The sequence below is a fragment of the Pseudoalteromonas sp. 20-92 genome (genome assembly GCF_030847595.1).
GTDB lineage: Bacteria > Pseudomonadota > Gammaproteobacteria > Enterobacterales > Alteromonadaceae > Pseudoalteromonas > Pseudoalteromonas fuliginea.
Genome location: NZ_JANJGQ010000022.1, coordinates 19,661 through 37,100, shown reverse-complemented (window position 1 = coordinate 37,100; position 17,440 = coordinate 19,661). Strand labels below are relative to the sequence as shown.

18 protein-coding genes are annotated in these 17,440 nt (G+C 38.3%); 16 read left to right on the top strand and 2 right to left on the bottom strand.

Annotation, left to right across the window (positions count from 1 at the left end):
• Positions 1-2 precede the first annotated feature (2 nt).
• The 10 genes from prmC to rlmM all read left to right on the top strand — a co-directional run bounded on the left by prmC (position 3) and on the right by rlmM (position 9,106).
• A complete protein-coding gene (prmC, locus tag NRL14_RS16335; protein ID WP_306725144.1) occupies positions 3-842 on the top strand; it encodes a peptide chain release factor N(5)-glutamine methyltransferase in 840 nt (279 codons plus the stop codon).
• A 54-nt stretch (positions 843-896) separates the two neighbouring features.
• A complete protein-coding gene (locus tag NRL14_RS16330) occupies positions 897-2,441 on the top strand; it encodes a DUF3369 domain-containing protein (RefSeq protein ID WP_008138270.1) in 1,545 nt (514 codons plus the stop codon).
• 28 nt (positions 2,442-2,469) lie between these two features.
• The gene (locus NRL14_RS16325) at positions 2,470-2,844 is read left to right on the top strand and encodes a SirB2 family protein (protein WP_007378114.1); all 375 of its coding nucleotides are present in this window, start codon (positions 2,470-2,472) and stop codon (positions 2,842-2,844) included.
• Positions 2,845-2,996: 152 nt separating this feature from the next.
• Positions 2,997-3,824 carry a tetratricopeptide repeat protein gene (locus NRL14_RS16320; protein WP_306725143.1) on the top strand — a complete coding sequence of 276 codons (828 nt, stop codon included), beginning with the start codon at positions 2,997-2,999 and terminating at the stop codon, positions 3,822-3,824.
• Positions 3,825-3,838: 14 nt separating this feature from the next.
• Positions 3,839-5,092, top strand: coding sequence for a DUF819 domain-containing protein (locus NRL14_RS16315; RefSeq protein WP_007378112.1), 1,254 nt, complete (start codon positions 3,839-3,841; stop codon positions 5,090-5,092).
• A gap of 9 nt (positions 5,093-5,101) precedes the next feature.
• Positions 5,102-5,956 carry a 3-deoxy-8-phosphooctulonate synthase gene (gene kdsA, locus NRL14_RS16310; RefSeq protein WP_007378111.1) on the top strand — a complete coding sequence of 285 codons (855 nt, stop codon included), beginning with the start codon at positions 5,102-5,104 and terminating at the stop codon, positions 5,954-5,956.
• A gap of 133 nt (positions 5,957-6,089) precedes the next feature.
• Positions 6,090-6,986: a transcriptional regulator GcvA gene (locus NRL14_RS16305; protein WP_008138266.1), complete on the top strand. Its 897-nt coding sequence runs from the start codon at positions 6,090-6,092 to the stop codon at positions 6,984-6,986.
• Between the two features lies 1 nt (position 6,987).
• The gene (locus NRL14_RS16300) at positions 6,988-7,635 is read left to right on the top strand and encodes an alpha/beta family hydrolase (RefSeq protein ID WP_306725142.1); all 648 of its coding nucleotides are present in this window, start codon (positions 6,988-6,990) and stop codon (positions 7,633-7,635) included.
• Positions 7,635-8,003 (top strand): DUF423 domain-containing protein, encoded by a 369-nt coding sequence (locus tag NRL14_RS16295; protein WP_033029060.1) that lies wholly within the window; start codon positions 7,635-7,637, stop codon positions 8,001-8,003. Before NRL14_RS16300 ends, NRL14_RS16295 begins: the two co-directional genes overlap by 1 nt.
• Positions 8,004-8,020: 17 nt before the next feature.
• Positions 8,021-9,106: a 23S rRNA (cytidine(2498)-2'-O)-methyltransferase RlmM gene (gene rlmM, locus NRL14_RS16290; RefSeq protein ID WP_007378107.1), complete on the top strand. Its 1,086-nt coding sequence runs from the start codon at positions 8,021-8,023 to the stop codon at positions 9,104-9,106.
• Positions 9,107-9,154: 48 nt separating this feature from the next.
• On the opposite strand, the gene cysZ is transcribed toward rlmM, so the two are convergent.
• Positions 9,155-9,865: a sulfate transporter CysZ gene (gene cysZ, locus NRL14_RS16285; RefSeq protein ID WP_188085232.1), complete on the bottom strand. Its 711-nt coding sequence runs from the start codon at positions 9,863-9,865 to the stop codon at positions 9,155-9,157.
• A gap of 546 nt (positions 9,866-10,411) precedes the next feature.
• Here cysZ and NRL14_RS16280 point away from each other — a divergent pair.
• The 6 genes from NRL14_RS16280 (at position 10,412) to speB (ending at position 16,882) form a co-directional block, all read left to right on the top strand.
• A complete protein-coding gene (locus NRL14_RS16280; RefSeq protein ID WP_168157899.1) occupies positions 10,412-11,047 on the top strand; it encodes a sulfotransferase in 636 nt (211 codons plus the stop codon).
• 259 nt (positions 11,048-11,306) lie between these two features.
• Positions 11,307-11,768 (top strand): GNAT family N-acetyltransferase, encoded by a 462-nt coding sequence (locus NRL14_RS16275; protein ID WP_007378104.1) that lies wholly within the window; start codon positions 11,307-11,309, stop codon positions 11,766-11,768.
• Positions 11,769-12,089: 321 nt separating this feature from the next.
• Entirely contained in the window at positions 12,090-12,959 is an 870-nt protein-coding gene (locus NRL14_RS16270; RefSeq protein WP_008138255.1) for an MYG1 family protein, read from the top strand.
• 77 nt (positions 12,960-13,036) lie between these two features.
• Entirely contained in the window at positions 13,037-13,369 is a 333-nt protein-coding gene (locus NRL14_RS16265) for a YnfA family protein (protein WP_306725141.1), read from the top strand.
• 672 nt (positions 13,370-14,041) lie between these two features.
• The gene (gene speA, locus NRL14_RS16260; RefSeq protein WP_002958572.1) at positions 14,042-15,955 is read left to right on the top strand and encodes a biosynthetic arginine decarboxylase; all 1,914 of its coding nucleotides are present in this window, start codon (positions 14,042-14,044) and stop codon (positions 15,953-15,955) included.
• Positions 15,956-15,958: 3 nt separating this feature from the next.
• A complete protein-coding gene (gene speB / locus NRL14_RS16255) occupies positions 15,959-16,882 on the top strand; it encodes an agmatinase (RefSeq protein WP_306725140.1) in 924 nt (307 codons plus the stop codon).
• A gap of 53 nt (positions 16,883-16,935) precedes the next feature.
• Here the strand turns inward: speB and NRL14_RS16250 are convergent, their stop codons facing one another.
• Entirely contained in the window at positions 16,936-17,301 is a 366-nt protein-coding gene (locus tag NRL14_RS16250; protein WP_306725163.1) for a DoxX-like family protein, read from the bottom strand.
• Positions 17,302-17,440 lie beyond the last annotated feature (139 nt).

Here is a 17,440-nt window from a genome sequence, read left to right as displayed (position 1 = left end):
TCGTGAGCCAAACTCTTGAACAAGCAATTGCTGCAGGCGCTAATTTATTAGCACCTAGCAGCGAAAGTGCTAAATTAGACGCACAAGTTTTACTTCTACATATTCTTCAAAAACCTCGCAGTTACCTTTTTACTTGGCCAGAGCATGAACTTAACGCTAAGCAACAACAGCAATTTAATACATTTTGCCAACGACGTTTAAACGGTGAACCTGTTGCACATATTACAGGGCAACGTGAGTTTTGGAGTTTATCGCTTGAAGTTAACGCAACAACCTTAATACCTCGCTCTGATACTGAAACATTAGTAGAGCAAGCACTTGAAGTGGCTTTTCCTGCTACAGCTAAAGTACTTGATTTAGGCACGGGTACTGGTGCAATTGCGTTGGCACTGGGTAGTGAAATGCCTGATTGGCAAATTATTGCAGTAGATAGAGTAAGCGATGCCGTTGCACTTGCTACACGTAACCAGCAGCGATTGGCAATTAATAATGTGCACGTTAAACAAAGCAACTGGTTTAGTGAGTTGCACGGTGAAAAGTTTAACCTAATAGTCACAAACCCACCTTACATCGAAAGCAACGATGTACATTTAAATCAGGGCGATGTGCGTTTTGAGCCTTTATCGGCATTAGTGGCTGATGATTGCGGAATGTCTGATATTAAACAAATAATTACACAATCACGTGACTATTTGCTATCTAATGGCTATCTTTTAATAGAACACGGTTTTGAGCAAGGTGAAGCTGTTCGTCATTTCTTTGAAAAAATGGCGTTTGTTAATATTAAAACAGTGAAAGACCTTGGTAATAATGACCGTGTAACGCTCGCACAGTGGCCTTAAATAGTAAAAATTGTCTACTTGTGTATTAAAAAATGCTGCGAGGAAATTTTAGCTATGATGGATGATTTCTTATTTTCAGATGAGCCTCAAGAGCCTGTTAGTAAAATAGAACAGGGCACCTGGAAAGTATTAATCGTTGACGACGAACCTGAGGTTCATGCTGTAACAAAATTGGCATTAAGTGATTTTGATTTTCAAAATAAACGATTGGAGTTTGTAAGTGCATACTCTGGTGCAGAAGCGAAAAAGTTAATAGACGAGCATTCTGATGCCGCCATAGTTTTGCTTGATGTAGTAATGGAAACGGATGATGCGGGTTTGCAAGTCGCTAAATACATTCGTGAAACAGCTAAAAACAATCATATTCGAATTATTTTACGAACGGGTCAACCGGGTCAAGCACCTGAGAGACAAGTTATTGTTGATTATGATATTAATGATTATAAATCGAAAACGGAATTAACGGCGCAAAAACTATTCACTGTTATTATGTCTAGTCTTCGTTCATATCGCGATATTATTTCTATTGAACAATCACGCGAAGGGCTAGAGAAAATAATAAAAGCCTCAAGGGATATATTTTCGGCTCATTCAATAGATAGTTTCACTGAGGGCGTAATGCAGCAACTTACCTCGTTATTAGGTATTGCAGATCAAGCAATGTACGCCACTACATTAGTTGCTCAAAATCCAGAAGAAAACAATAACAAAAAGCTTATTGTTCGTTCAGGTACAGGGGACTTTGAACAAAGTGAAGGAAAAGAGTTAGAGCTGGTTCTTAAAAGTGAACAACTTGCAGCGTGTCAACAAGCATTAAGTGACAAAACAATCGTATATAAAGATAATTACCTATTTGCTTACTGCAGTAGTCAATATAATCATAACTCAATGTTATTTATATCAGGTATCCCAAAATTATTAACGGATACGCAACGTCATTTAATTGAGATTTTTTCGCAAAATGTGCAATTAGCATTTGAAAATGTGCAGTTACAATCAGAAATAGAAGCAACTCAGCAGGAATTAGTTTATAGATTGAGTGAAGCGGTAGAGCAGCGCTCAAGTGAAACAGGTAATCATGTTAAGCGTGTGGCTAATATTTGTCATATATTGGCTGAGGGTTATGGCTTATCTAAGCGAGAAGCCGATTTAGTTCGATTAGCATCGCCTTTGCATGATGTTGGAAAAGTAGGTATACCGGATGCTATTTTAAATAAACCAGGAAAGCTCGACGGCCAAGAGTGGGAAGTGATGAAAACCCACACAGATAAAGGTTATAGCATTTTAAAAGATTCACCGAGGGAAATTGTTAGTGCTGGTGCAATTATAGCAAAAGAACACCATGAAAAATGGGATGGCTCTGGCTATCCGAATGGATTGAAAGGTGAAGAAATAAATGTATTTGGCCGAATAGTCTCTCTTGCTGACGTTTATGATGCACTTCGCCATAAACGCTGTTATAAAGAGCCTTGGTCACTGCAACGAGTGGTTGATGAAATCAATTCACAAAAAGGATCGCATTTTGAGCCTAAACTTGTTGAAGTGCTTAACGATAAGCTTAATGAAATAGAAATAGTATTAACTCGTTTTCCAGATTAATATCAAAAATATAGAAGTACAGGGGCATATGGATTATTTAGCAGTAAAGCACTCACACATGGCAATTGCTATGCTCAGTGTTATTTTATTTTATGTTCGCTCTTTTTCGCGAATTGGTAGTGGCAAAATAGCTAAGAATAAGTTGGTACTTATTGGTAGTCATAGCATAGATACACTACTGTTGGTTTCTGCTCTTACACTTGTTTTTATGGCTAAAATTAACCCTTTTGAGCAGCTATGGTTGTTAGAAAAGATAATTTTAGTTGTTGTGTATATTGCGATAGGGGTTAAAAGTTCAAAGCAAACTAACACCCTTGCTAAAATTATTTACATTGTAATTAATACCGTTGTTGTTTTAGCGATAGGTTATTTAGCGACGTCTAAATCAGCTTTGTTGTTCTAATAAAGTAAACCTTAATAATTTGAGCTTTACGGTATTGTCTGTAAAGCTCGTTCTTCCTCCTCGCTGCAAATATTCAAAAACATCACTACATTGGTATATAGCTTTAAAGTTAGGTAAACTACGCCTTCGTTTTCTAAAATGTTGCAGTATTGATGACCACCCTCGGGTTTGATGAACACGATGAATCTTATGTTGATGATGCTTTTGATGAATTTACCCCTGCGGCAATTTATCGTTGTATTAAAGCTGAGTCTAAATGGGATCCTCAATTAGATTTAACAGCAAGTTTTGACATTCTCACCGACTTTGAGCAACAAATAAATGTTTTGTGCTTAAAAGTGAGCGACGATCACGATCGCTTAGAAAAATTATTAGATACTTTTTATAGTACCTGGCTATTTAGTGCCTCAAGCTTAAAAGTGCCTGAGCATAAACTAAATAGTTTAAGTTATACCTTAACCATGCGCAGTGGCTCCCCAACTACATTAGCTATTTTACTGTGCCACTTTTTACAACAGGCTAAACTCGATGCTAGCATGAGCTTAAACCAAGGCGATATTGGTGTGCATGTCGCTATGAGCGATGAGGAAGGCTACATAATTGAACCAAGTAGCGGTCAACAAAGTTGGTATATTATCCCTGAAAATGCGGATGAGGATGATGGGCAAGAACAGGAACCACTAGAACTTATTTTTGATGATGAAGTATATAAATTGTTCTTAGCTCAACAAAAATGGTCTTTTATTAGCGAAAATAAATTTGGCCATGCTTTAACGTGTGTAGAAATGTTGATGGAATTAATTGGCGACGACCCGTATGAAAGACGCGACAGAGGCTACTTATTAAATCAACTCGATTGTCCTAAAATGGCACGAGATGATTTACAATTTTTTGTCGATGAATGTCCTGACGATCCTGCTATTGAGATTATTCAACATCAGATAGAAGAATTAGAAGATAATAATAAAACTCACCATTAAGAATAGGAAAAATTATGGTTGAAACTCAAAGTGCATTAATAACCAATGATGCCGTTGTACTTGGTTTACTTGCTGTTATTTTGGGGTTTATATTTAAAACCTCAAACAGTGAACGCCCAGCACTAAAAAGATTTTATAAATACGTACCGGCCTTGTTACTTTGTTACTTTTTACCGTCACTACTGAATACATTTGGTATAGTTGATGGCAATAAGTCCAATGTTTATTACGTAGCTTCGCGCTACTTACTGCCAGCTTGTTTAATACTTCTTACCATTAGTATTGATTTAAGAGCCATACTTAATTTAGGCCCTAAAGCACTTATTATGTTTTTAGTAGGTACCTTGGGTATTGTTATTGGTGGACCTTTGGCTATTTTAGTCGTCAGTGCTGTTGACCCTAGTATTGTTGGTGGCCATGGTCCTGATGCGGTATGGCGCGGTATGACAACTGTTGCGGGTAGCTGGATTGGTGGCGGTGCGAATCAAGCTTCGATGAAAGAGATGTTTGAAGTTGGCGGCGATATATTTTCGGTGATGGTTACTGTTGATGTAATAGTCGCTAATATTTGGATGGCTGTTTTATTGTTAATGGCAGCAAATCATAAGAAAATTGATGCGGCAACAGGTGCCGATACTAGCGCAATTGAAGATTTAAAACGCCGAGTAGAAACATATCACGCAGAACATGCTCGCATGCCTACTCTTAACGATTACATGACATTACTTGCTATTGCATTTGGTATTACTGGTTTAGCACATTTTTGTGCTGATTTTCTAGGTCCTTATTTTGGCACTACTTATGAGTGGGCAAAAGAGTACAGCCTAAACAGCAAATTCTTTTGGTTGATTGTCATATCGACTACGATTGGTATTAGTTTATCTTTTACTAAAGTGAGACAAATAGAGGCGTTTGGTGCTTCAAAAGTGGCCTCTAGCTTTTTATATATTTTAGTTGCATCGATTGGTTTGCATATGAATGTAACCGCCATTTTTGATAATCCCGGCTTATTTTTAGTGGGTGCTATTTGGATGCTTGTACATGCAAGTTTAATGTTGCTAGTTGCTAAACTAATTAAAGCACCGTTATTTTATATGGCAGTGGGCTCGCAGGCTAATGTGGGCGGTGCAGCGTCTGCACCTGTTGTAGCATCAGCGTTTCATCCGTCATTAGCGCCTGTTGGTGTTCTGTTAGCTGTACTGGGCTATGGTGTGGGTACGTATATGGCTTATATTTGTGGATTAATGATGCAAGCAGTTGCACCGTAAGGAATTTAAATGAAAGACCAAATTATTAAAATTAATGAAATTGAACTAGCAAACAACAAACCGTTTGTATTGTTTGGTGGTATTAACGTATTAGAATCTCGCGATTTAGCTATGCGTGTTGCAGAGCATTACGTAGAAGTAACCGCTAAATTAAATATTCCTTATGTATTTAAAGCGTCATTTGATAAAGCTAATCGATCTTCAATCAATTCGTACCGTGGTCCAGGTATGGAAGAAGGTTTAAAAATATTTGAAGAGATTAAAAAAACGTTCAATATTCCGCTTATTACCGATGTACATGAACCACATCAAGCGGCCCCTGTTGCTGAAGTTGTCGATGTTATTCAGTTACCTGCATTTCTAGCACGTCAAACTGATTTAGTGGTTGCTATGGCAAAAACAGGCGCGATCATTAACGTGAAAAAACCACAGTTTTTAGCACCACACGAAATGCGTCACATCATTACTAAATTTAATGAAGCGGGTAATAACAACGTAGCACTTTGTGAACGAGGCTCTAGCTTTGGGTATAATAATCTAGTGGTTGATATGCTTGGCATGGATGACATGAAAGCAATGGCTCCTGTGATTTTTGATGCAACACATGCGCTACAACGTCCTGGCGGTCGTACAGATTCGGCTGATGGTCGTCGTGCACAAGCAGCTGAGCTTGCCCGAAGTGGTATGGCATTGGGTATTGCTGGTTTATTTATAGAAGCGCACCCAAATCCTAACGAAGCGAAATGTGATGGCCCTTGCGCGCTAGCACTTAGCAAGTTAGAAGGTTACTTATCGCAAATGAAAGCGGTAGACGATTTAATTAAAAGCTTTGAACCGCTTGATACAAGTGCAAATGACTTATAATTAAAAGCTTAACAATTAAGTGAAATGTTAGAAAAGCGACTTAGGTCGCTTTTTTTACACCTTAAATATACTCTTTCTCAGCATAGGTATATAATTCACCGCATAAGAAAAACTAATTCTAAGCTTGGTCATCATGTCAAGACGAGTACCTCCATTAAACGCATTAAAAGCTTTTGAAGCCGCTGCGCGCCATTTAAGTTTTACAAAAGCTGCGGAAGAGCTTTATGTAACTCAAGCGGCTGTCAGTCATCAAATAAAAACACTTGAAGAACATTTAGGTTTGAAATTGTTTTTACGTAAAAATCGTTCGTTATTGTTAACCGAAGAAGGGCAAGGCTACTTCCTCGATATTAAAGAGATTTTTACGCAACTAATTGATGCAACCGAAAAACTATTAGCGCGTGGTGCTAAGGGCTCATTAACAGTTAGCTTAACACCAAGTTTTGCAATTCAATGGCTTGTACCTCGTTTAAGCTTATTTAATGAGTTACATCCTGAGATCGATGTGCGGATCAAGGCGCAAGACCAAGACGAAAACTCATTAACAGATGATGTTGATGTGGCTATTTATTACGGGCGAGGTCATTGGAGTGGTGTGCAAGCGTATAAATTACATACCGAGTATTTAGTCCCTTTATGCAGTCCTATGTTGTTAAGTGGGATAAAACCGCTTGACCAACCAAGCGATTTAGCACATCACACTTTACTGCATGACACTACCCGTAAAAACTGGAAAACATGGATGAAAACGGCTGGTGTGCGCAATATTCAAGTTAACCAAGGTCCTATATTTAGTCATTCATCGATGGTGCTGCAAGCAGCAGTGCATGGCCAAGGTGTGGCAATTGGTAACAGCGTGCTGGCAAAGCCTGACATTGACGCTGGACGCTTAGTGATCCCATTTAATCACAGTCTTGAAAGTAAAAACGCCTATTATTTAGTCCTTAGAGAATCACAAACAGAGCTAGGTAAAATAGTATCCTTTAAAGAGTGGATGTTGAGCTTAGTAGAGCAAGAGCAAGAGTATTAATATGATTGAGTGGGTTAAAAGTAGTCAGCAGCCGGCAATAGCGCAATTTATATTTGCCCATGGAGCTGGTGCCGGTAGTGATTCAGACTTTATGCAGCATGTGGCAAAACTAATCAGTGAACAGGGTGTTGATGTTGGCCTATTTGATTTTGAGTATATGCAAATAGCCAAACAAACGAATAAGCGTAGGCCTCCTGAGCGAGCACCTAAATTACTTAGTTATTACGAGCAAATACTTAACCATACACAGCCAAACGTTCCGCTATTTATTGGCGGGAAATCAATGGGCGGACGAATGGCATCCATGCTTGCTTGTACGACAGAACAACCTGTTTTAGGTGTTCTTGCTTTTGGCTATCCGTTTCATCCACCAGGCAAACCTGAAAAGCTGCGTACCGATCACTTCGCAGATTTAGTTTGCCCTTTTTTAGTATTACAAGGTGAGCGAGATACGTTTGGTACTCGCCAAGAGCTTGCAACAATGGTTATGCCGAAACAGCCACAATACATATGGCTTACAGATGGGGACCACTCACTTAAACCTCGTAAAAAAAGTGGTATGACTGAGCTACAAAATAGAGAAACAGCTGCTTTGGAGGCTGTTGAATTTATTAAAAACTGTGTGGATTTAAATTTAGAGGGTAATTAATGATTAAAGTATTTTTAATGATGGGCAGTATTTTTTGTATGCTTTCGGTCATGTTAGGTGCATTTGCAGCACATGGTTTAAAAAGCCGTTTAACAGAGTATTCGCTTGGGGTTTTTAAAACTGCTGCTGAATATCAAATGGTGCATGGACTTGCGCTTATTGCGGTTGCTATTTTAATTAAGTGGGGCATAAATCTGAGCTGGGCTGGTGGTTTTTTTATAACAGGCACACTACTTTTTAGTGGCAGTTTATATTTACTCGCATTAACTGGTATGAAGTGGCTGGGGCCAATAACACCAATTGGTGGGCTGTGCTTTATTATTGGTTGGGTAGTTATTTTAGTGCAAGTTGCACGATTTAAGTTTTAAAGAGTTTAAGGGTTAATATGTCTAGTGTTGTGATTTACTGTCGTAGTGGGTTTGAAAACGATGCCGCTGCTGAAATAACGTTTCACGCTGCAGAGCAAGGCTTTGCGGGTTATGTAAAAGCAAAGCCAAATACGGGTTACGTTGTTTATGAATGTTTTGAAGCGCATCACAGCGACGAAATAATCAAAAAAGTTGATTTTAAAAATATGGTGTTTGCACGCCAATGGTTTGCCGGTACATTACTTGAAAACATGCCTGTGGAAGATCGCGTTGGCGCGGTAGTTGAAGCTGCAAAAGAGTTTACATTGTGCTCAGAGCTACGTGTAGAAACCCCTGACACAAATGAAGGAAAAGAGCTTTTAACGTTTTGTAAAAAAATATCAACACCACTTAAAAAAGCCCTCGAAAAACAAAATACAGTATTGCGCGAACCCAAAGCAAACCGTCCTGTAATGCATGTCATGTTTTTAACAAACAACACAGCTTATGTAGGTTACTCATATAGTTTTAATAATTCTCCATTTTTTATGGGTATTTTACGTCTTCGCATGCCAAGCGATGCACCGAGTCGATCAACATTAAAGCTTGATGAAGCGTTTAATGTATTTATTCCTGAACAACAGCGCGAATCTCGTGTTGCAGCAGGTATGCGTAGTGTAGATTTAGGCGCTTGCCCTGGGGGCTGGACATATCAGCTTGTTCGCCGTGGTATGTTTGTAAGTGCAATTGACAATGGTCCGATGAATGATGATTTGATGGAAACAGGCCAGGTTAAACATTTTAGAGCTGACGGTTTTAAATATCGCCCTGAAAAAAGAAATGTTACCTGGTTAGTGTGTGATATGGTGGAAAAACCCACTAAAGTGACGACCTTAATGATTGATTGGGCTGTGAGTGCCTACGCTAAAGAGTTTATATTTAACTTAAAGCTTCCAATGAAAAAACGTTTTGACAGTGTCTACGAATGCCTTTCGATGATTAGAAAAGAGCTAGATAAACAAGGTATTAACTACGAGTTGCAAGCTAAGCATTTGTATCATGATCGTGAGGAAATAACCGTTCATTTAAACGTTACTAAGGTGCCACAAAATCTATACAGCTAAGTTTTATTAGTAATAAAAAATGGGTCTGATGACCCATTTTTTGTATATTTAACTTCGATATTTGGGCCTGTAATTATCAACCCATAAACGCGTAGCCCCACACACAGCGACAGGCATTACTATTAAGTTTATAAATGGTATTGCTGTTAATAGCATAACGGCAAAGCCAAACCCATACGATAGACCTTGTTTACTTTTTAAATCGTCTTTCATCTGTTTAAACCCAATTTTATGGTTATCGAACGCATAGTCTTCGTATTGCACTGCGAACATCCAACATGTAAATAGGACCCATAATATTTGACCAATGACGGGGAGTATCCAAAGCAGTATAAAAAAACCTATAGCGCGAGGAAGGTAATAGCATAACTTTGTCCACTCGCGGGCTAGCATACGAGGTATGTCTTTTACTAATTCAGCAAAGCCATCATCGTTAATCTTTTGGCCTGTTAAATAAAGTTCTACTTTTTCGCTTAACAAAGCGTTGAAGGGGGCTGCGATAAAATTAGTGATCACTGTAAAGAGCATACTGTAGCTAAATAAAACCATTAATATAGCAATTGGCCACATTAGCCATTCAAGCCAACTTAACCATTGTGGCAACATATCATTGATGTAGCTAAAACTGTCACTTAGCCAACCGAATAAGAAAAATAGCGAGCTACCAAAAAGTAAAATATTAATTAATAATGGAATAAAAACAAAACGTTTTAACCCCTTTTGAGTAATTAATTTAAAACCTGAAAAAAAATATTCCATACCTTGTACTATCTGCACAGTAACCTCAATAAATGTTTACCACTGTAGCTAGTATAAATAGCTGAATTTTTTTGAACAGCGTTTTTAGGTAACAAAGTGTTTAAATACTAGGCTTGTTTATCTTTCGAGGTTAAGTTTTCAGCAGTGTGTTTGGTATTTAGGCAAAGCAGAGCCTATGTAGTGTGGTTATTCCCCATAAATAGGCGATAACGTAGAATAAATGCCAAGCATGCGCTGCTCGCGGAAGCTTGGCTCGGTTTTTACTTATTCTTACATGGATGTAAGCCAGTAGAGTAATACAGGAGCAGTTACCGAGCCCACTAGGTTACAAACCTCACGCCGCGATTAAATAGCCCATAGATTGAATGAATTTTAATTCTGAAAGGCCAACAGGCACTAATAATGCTATAAAGTGGCTTAACTTAATGGTGATTTATCTATGGCAGGGAATTAAGTTACTTTTTTATAGAGAGCTTAGGCTGATTCTGTTCAGCTCCCTAACGCATGCAGTTTTAGTGACATTATTTTAAAAGCGAGTAATTATAGATGGCTAAGATCTTTGTGATTGGGTTGCCCAGAACTGGCACTACTAGCATAAGTGTTGCGCTACTAGAAATGGGCTTTTCGGTGGCGCATACCGCTTTTACAAAGCAAGCATTTGAAATGTCTGATGCAATATCTGACGCACCTTGCTTTAGTGACTACATGCATTTAGACGAGTTATTCCCAAATGCTAAATTTATATACTTAAGTCGAGAGCTAAACAAATGGGTGCCTTCAATTACTATGTTGCTCGAAAAAATGGCGCCTCATTTAGATTTAAATACAGGTAAGTTTAACCCTATTTTAAAGCGTAGTTTTCATCGTACGTTCTCTGATGTATTACCCTTATCATCGACAGCGCTAGCTGGTTGTTATTTAAAGCATGAACAAGCTGTTTTTTCGTATTTCAAAAATAGTGACAATTTTTTAGCAATAGATATTAGTGAACCTGATAGTTTGTTAAAACTAAAACAGTTTTTAGGCGTGGAGATACAAGGAAATACCTGTTTCCCTAAATTAAATATAGGACGTCAAGTCGCCAACTGGAAAGAATATAAACACCCAAATAAAATTAACTCTAATTTAGCTGGAAAAGAACATAGAAAATACTTTGACTATTCGCTGACCCCATTAAAGTGAATACGAAATATGACTTTTCTGTTATTAAAATTTTTTGCATCGACCAAATTAAATAAAATGATTGAGCTGGTAGCATATGCTATTTTTAGAGGCCTACACTGAATTTAGCAAGTAATTGCATTTAATAATGAGGGCATTCTTTATTCGCGTAAATTACTGGGTTTATTTAAACGTTTAAATAAGTAGAACGAGGTTGTTCATTTTTTACAATTCGGTATAGTTTGCCAACACATATTTTTAATATAAATTGAGATGTTCTATGCAGTTAGTTGATTTAAAACCGAATGACCAGGATGTGATTAATGTTTTTTCTGATATCGACCGACTAATAAACTCTCTATATCCAGTTGCCACTGCACAGTCTCTTACGTTAAATGAACTAAATGAGCCAAGTGTGTATGCGATTGGTTTAAAGAATGATGATGGTATTATTGCGTGTGGCGCTATTGTAAAGCAGTTTGATAAAACGCCCTATGGTGAAATTAGACGGCTTTATGTAAGCCCTAGTTATCGTGGTAAAGGGTTATCTAGGCGTATTATGCAGATACTTTTACATCACGCAGGTGAGGAGAAAATCCCACTGATCAGGCTAGAAACAGGGCCAAAGCAAATTCAATCGATTAAGCTATATGAAAATCTTGGTTTCAAACGATGTGCTAGTTTTGGGCCTTACCTCGAGAATCCACAAAGTGTATTTATGGAGTTAGGCCTAAGCCAGTAACAAAGCGCATAAAGGTTAACAGCTTCACTCTAAGTGACCACACTAAATTATTTAAGTAGCTATTAATTATAGTTTTTTATAGCGTATAAACTATAATGAATTGCTACTTTCAAATATACCCAAAGTTCATTAGTACTATTATATATTGTCTGTTAAAGATCATTTCAAAAATGCCCTCTTAAAATTAACAAAAGCAGAATACTGTTTTTGTTGGCTATAATCGTATAAAATCCGTCATTTACTATGCTCCTTAAAATACTTCAAACCATAACGTTTAAATAGCGAGACTTTCTTATCCTTTCTAAAAATGACACTAAACCAATGACAGACATAACAGTAGTAACCCATAACGGTAATTTTCATGCGGATGACGTTTTTAGTATTGCAGTACTTAAACACGTGTTGCCAGCGTTTAAACTGGTACGTACTCGCGATAAAGCGCTTATAGAAAATGCCGATTTTGTAATTGATGTAGGTGGCGAATACGACCCTGAAACGAACCGCTTTGATCATCACCAGCGTGGTGGTGCAGGCGAGCGAGAAAATGGCATTCCTTTTTCGTCGTTTGGTTTAATATGGAAAAAATACGGCTTAGCGTTGTGTGATGATAACCAAGCCGTTGCTGATAGAGTGGATTCAGGCTTAGTTTCAACTATTGACGCCATCGATTGTGGTCATGTTGAAGGGGTATCAAAAGGGATAAGCTTGAGCCAAACAATCTCAATGTTTAACCCTACGTGGGAAGAAGAAAGTAACTTTGATACTTGTTTTGACGAAGCCGTTGAATTTGCAGCTCGCATGCTTATTCGTTTTATCGCTTCGGCTCACGGAAGTGTAAATGCAAAAGAGATTGTCGCCAAAGCAATTGAAAATGCTGAAGATGCCAGAGTAATCGTACTTGAAAAATACACACCGTGGAAAAAAACGGTGCATATTTTATCAAGCGATGCGCTATACATGGTTTACCCATCGCATTCTGGACAATGGATATTACAAACTGTACCCGTTGAGCCAGGTTCGTTTGAAGATAGAAAATCGCTGCCTAAAGCATGGTCTGGTTTATCTGACCAAGCGTTTGTAGATGAAACAGGTATTGACGACGCTGTGTTCTGTCACAATGGTTTATTTATAGCGGGCACTAAGTCGTTTGAAAGCACAATGAAACTTGCCACTATGGCGCTTAGCGAATAACAACTCAGATTCATAACGAATACTAAGCATAACAATTTATATAGATTGTTATGCTTGTTATCTTAGCGCGGAGCATTATGTTTGAATTAAAAACAATCGCACTTTTTACTATTACAGCCTTAGCAGAAATAGTGGGTTGTTATTTGCCCTACCTTTGGCTTAAGCAAGATAAAAGTATTTTACTTTTAATTCCTGCGGCTTTAAGTTTGGCACTATTTGCATGGTTGCTCTCTTTACATCCTACTGCAGCTGGGCGTGTGTATGCAGCTTATGGCGGCGTATATATTTGTGTTGCGCTATTATGGTTATGGGTTGTTGATGGCCTAAAGCTTACTATGTGGGATATTATCGGTGGTTTAGTTGCACTGCTGGGTATGGCAATAATTATGTTCGCCCCAAAAAGTGCATAGCTGGCTCATACTCAATAAATAAAAAGCGCCTATTTATAGGGGGAAACACATATAGGCCCTGCCTTGGCTAAAAACCAAATGCACAGCTGCAATTTCTACCTCCAAAGATAAACACACCCTAGTGTTGTTTAAAGTCCTACCTCGATTATTTTCAAACTGCCAATAAAATTATAACAACTTCAATACGACAGGTAGTACCTAACGCTACATATGCGCCAAGCAACTATTGAAGCTGGTGGATGTTATGCTGAGCGTTTTAGAAGTGCAAATTATATTTAATTTAAAAATACATGGGTATTACTTGGTCACAACACGTTGGCTAAACTGTAAGTAATTGAGGTGTTGAGAATGCCTTGCTCTAATCCATCAAAAGTAAATTTTATAAACAAAGTAACTCAAGATTAATTTTAGTGAATGAGCTAACTCATTTTTGCTAATAAAATTTATAATGAGTCATTTAAAAATAGCCATTTTTTTACAACTTTTCTTATCTTTAATAATCATCAAAGTCCTATTTTATATGCGCTAGCGAGCAATACGTGATTGGTTGTTTTATCAACATTAAAAATCACTCGTTACGAGTAAAAATACTTGTTGGACTTGAATGTCTATTTTTCTTTTAATGCGCGGCACTAGCCGAGTCGGCATTAATTAAATAAAAGAGAAAGATAAATGAAAGAGACAACATCACTAGAACAAGCTCGTACGAGCTACAATGTTCGTCATTGGAGCCAAGGTTTTTTTGGTATTAATGATCAAGGTGATGTGTATGTTGCGCCCAAGGCTCATGCACCAGAGCAAACCATTGCATTAACAGATATCGCAAAGCAACTACAAGATAAAGGTTTAAGCTTACCTGCTTTAGTTCGTTTTCCGCAAATTTTACACCATCGTGTACACAGCTTGTGCGGCGCATTTAATACTGCGATTGAAAACTATGGTTACCCTAAAGACTACCTATTAGTTTACCCAATAAAAGTAAACCAACAACGTGAAGTGGTTGAAGAAATAGTAGCAAGCCAAGCACAAGTAGAAAAAAAGCAACTTGGTTTAGAGGCAGGCAGCAAGCCTGAACTACTCACAGTGTTAGCATTAGCTGAAAAAACCAGCGCTGTTATTGTATGTAATGGCTACAAAGATAAAGAATACGTACGTTTAGCACTTATTGGCGAAAAGCTAGGTCATAAAGTGTATATCGTACTTGAAAAGCTTTCTGAGCTAGACATGGTGCTTAGCCAAGCAAAAGAGCTTAACGTAAAACCACGCATTGGTATTCGTGTGCGTTTAGCGTCGCAAGGTAAAGGTAAGTGGCAAGCGAGTGGCGGCGAAAAATCAAAATTTGGTTTATCTGCATCGCAAGTTTTACATGTAGTTAATCGTTTAAAAGGTGCAAACCAGCTTGATTTATTGCAGCTAGTACATTTTCACTTAGGGTCACAAATGGCGAACATTCGTGACGTACGTTTAGGTGTAAGCGAAGCTGCGCGTTTTTACTGTGAGCTACGTAAACTAGGCGCAGAAATTGATTGCCTTGATGTAGGTGGTGGTTTAGCTGTTGATTACGACGGCACGCGTAGCCAGTCGCATAACTCTATGAATTACAGCTTAGCTGAATATGCAAATAACATTGTGTACACCATTGGTGATACATGTAAGCAATATGAGCAACCAATGCCGACTATTATTTCTGAGTCGGGTCGTGCGCTTACGGCGCATCATGCAGTGCTTATTTCTAATGTTATTGGTACTGAAAGTTACACGCCAGAAGAATTAGTAGCGCCAGCGGCAGATGCACCTCTGTTATTAAAAAACATGTGGGCATCGTTTGTACAGTTAACTGATTTAACGGATGACCGTGCATTAATTGAAATTTATCACGACAGCCAAGGTGACTTAGCTGAAGCGCATAACCAATTTGCACTCGGTTTATTAGATTTATCGCAACGTGCATGGGCTGAACAAATTAATATCCGTATTTGTTATGAACTTAACAAACACATGGATAATAAAAACCGTTTTCATCGTCCTATTATTGACGAGTTAAACGTTCGTTTAGCCGATAAGTTTTTTGTAAACTTCTCTTTATTTCAATCGCTTCCAGATGCATGGGGCATTGATCAAGTGTTTCCGGTATTGCCATTAAGTGGCTTAACTGAAGCGCCAAAAAAACGTGCCGTATTACTTGATATAACCTGTGATTCAGACGGCGCACTTGAGCATTACGTAGATGGACAAGGTATTGAAAGCACATTACCTGTACCAGAGTTTAGCGCTGATAAACCTTATTTAATGGGCTTTTTCTTGGTGGGTGCTTATCAAGAAATTTTAGGTGATATGCATAACTTGTTTGGCGATACGCACAGCGCAATTGTTAATATGGATGAGCAAGGCGTTGCAAGTATTACCGAGATAAACCAGGGTGACACTGTTGCCGATATGATGCGCTATGTACATTTAGATGTTGAAAGTTTTCAGCAATCATACGAGCAGTTAGTAAGCACTAAAATTGAAAAACACGAACAGCAAAGCGTTTTAGACGAGTTGCAAAGCGGCCTTGATGGCTACACTTATTTAGAAGAGTTATAAGTAATGTCGACTTTGTTTGGTCACGCAGATCACTCATTGTACTCAAATGGGATGACGTTTTTACGTCGTCCCATGGTGCAAAACATTAATGCTATTGATGCAGACGTAGTCGTTTTAGGTTTACCGTTTGATTTGGCGACCTCGGGTCGCCCTGGTGCGCGCTTAGGCCCTGATGCAATTCGTCGTGCATCGGTTCATTTAGCATGGGAAGACACTAAATACCCGTGGACGTTCCCGTTGTTTGAGCGCTTAAAAGTGGCAGACGCAGGGGATTTTACTTACCCTGTTGGCGATCCTGAGTATTTTACTGCGCAACTAGAAATGGCTGCTGAGCAAATACTTCGCCAAGGTAAAACGCTATTAGGTTTAGGGGGCGATCACTTTGTGACGCTTCCGCTATTACGTGCTCATGCAAAAATACATGGTAAAATGGCGTTAGTGCACTTTGATGCGCACACCGATACCTATAGCAATGGCTCGCGATTTGATCACGGCACTATGTTTTATCATGCACCAATGGAAGGGCTGATAGATGTTGAACGCAGTATACAAATAGGTATTCGTACCGACTTTGATCAAAGTAAACATGAGTTTGCTGTGATTGATGCAATGCAAGCCAACGATTTACATGCAAATGAAATTGCAGCGCAAATACTTGAACGAGTAGGCGACCTACCTGTTTACTTAACGTTTGATATAGATTGTTTAGACCCTGCGTTTGCGCCTGGTACAGGCACTCCTGTGTGTGGTGGTTTAACGTCAGATAAAGTACTTAAAGTACTGCGTGCGCTAAAAGGCATAAACATGGTAGGTATGGATGTGGTAGAAGTATCACCTTCGTACGACCAAAGCGAGCTTACCGCTATTGCCGCAGCAACCATTGCGAGCGAATTATTGCATTTGTGGACGCATAAAAATAAGTACTAATTCTATAATTTAAGTACTACAAAAAAGGGTATGCATTTGCATACCTTTTTTATTTAGAGATATCGATTATTCAACTGCTTAATTTCTTTTAACCAAATAACGCTCAGCCCAATAAGAGGCAGGTTAGTGGTTACAGGGTTAAATGCTTCAATAAGTAATTGTGGCTGCATTACAACTACAGCGAGTAGAAGGCCAATTAACGCTAAAATATTTAAAATTACTAAGTATTTATTTTTATAAAATACAAATAAACACACGCCAAATATAATTTCGCCAACACCCGCTGAACGTGTAATTAAATCAGACACTTCTGCTGAAAAACCAGCACTGCCAGTCATTAATTTTTCAAGTGGTGCAATATGATAAAGCTTTGGAAAAAAGCCGTGAATGATACTAACCCAAATAACTATTTGAACAATTTAACGACCTAAATCAATTACTAACGTCGTTAAAAAACTTTTATTTAGAACCACTAAACACAAAGTTTTTTGCCTAGTTACTAAATGATTTATTTAACGTTAAAATAGCCCCCATAGTTAATTGAATTAGTATATCCAA

Excerpts from the sequence above, each read along its gene's own strand:
- speA (WP_002958572.1), top strand. The coding sequence starts at position 14,042 with ATGAAAGAGACAACATCACTAGAACAAGCTCGTACGAGCTACAATGTT.
- NRL14_RS16295 (WP_033029060.1), top strand. The coding sequence starts at position 7,635 with ATGATTAAAGTATTTTTAATGATGGGCAGTATTTTTTGTATGCTTTCG.
- NRL14_RS16305 (WP_008138266.1), top strand. The coding sequence starts at position 6,090 with ATGTCAAGACGAGTACCTCCATTAAACGCATTAAAAGCTTTTGAAGCC.
- kdsA (WP_007378111.1), top strand. The coding sequence starts at position 5,102 with ATGAAAGACCAAATTATTAAAATTAATGAAATTGAACTAGCAAACAAC.
- NRL14_RS16300 (WP_306725142.1), top strand. The coding sequence starts at position 6,988 with ATGATTGAGTGGGTTAAAAGTAGTCAGCAGCCGGCAATAGCGCAATTT.
- NRL14_RS16330 (WP_008138270.1), top strand. The coding sequence starts at position 897 with ATGATGGATGATTTCTTATTTTCAGATGAGCCTCAAGAGCCTGTTAGT.
- NRL14_RS16325 (WP_007378114.1), top strand. The coding sequence starts at position 2,470 with ATGGATTATTTAGCAGTAAAGCACTCACACATGGCAATTGCTATGCTC.
- speB (WP_306725140.1), top strand. The coding sequence starts at position 15,959 with ATGTCGACTTTGTTTGGTCACGCAGATCACTCATTGTACTCAAATGGG.
- cysZ (WP_188085232.1), bottom strand. The coding sequence starts at position 9,865 with ATGGAATATTTTTTTTCAGGTTTTAAATTAATTACTCAAAAGGGGTTA.
- NRL14_RS16320 (WP_306725143.1), top strand. The coding sequence starts at position 2,997 with ATGACCACCCTCGGGTTTGATGAACACGATGAATCTTATGTTGATGAT.
- rlmM (WP_007378107.1), top strand. The coding sequence starts at position 8,021 with ATGTCTAGTGTTGTGATTTACTGTCGTAGTGGGTTTGAAAACGATGCC.
- NRL14_RS16275 (WP_007378104.1), top strand. The coding sequence starts at position 11,307 with ATGCAGTTAGTTGATTTAAAACCGAATGACCAGGATGTGATTAATGTT.
- NRL14_RS16270 (WP_008138255.1), top strand. The coding sequence starts at position 12,090 with ATGACAGACATAACAGTAGTAACCCATAACGGTAATTTTCATGCGGAT.
- NRL14_RS16265 (WP_306725141.1), top strand. The coding sequence starts at position 13,037 with ATGTTTGAATTAAAAACAATCGCACTTTTTACTATTACAGCCTTAGCA.
- NRL14_RS16315 (WP_007378112.1), top strand. The coding sequence starts at position 3,839 with ATGGTTGAAACTCAAAGTGCATTAATAACCAATGATGCCGTTGTACTT.
- NRL14_RS16280 (WP_168157899.1), top strand. The coding sequence starts at position 10,412 with ATGGCTAAGATCTTTGTGATTGGGTTGCCCAGAACTGGCACTACTAGC.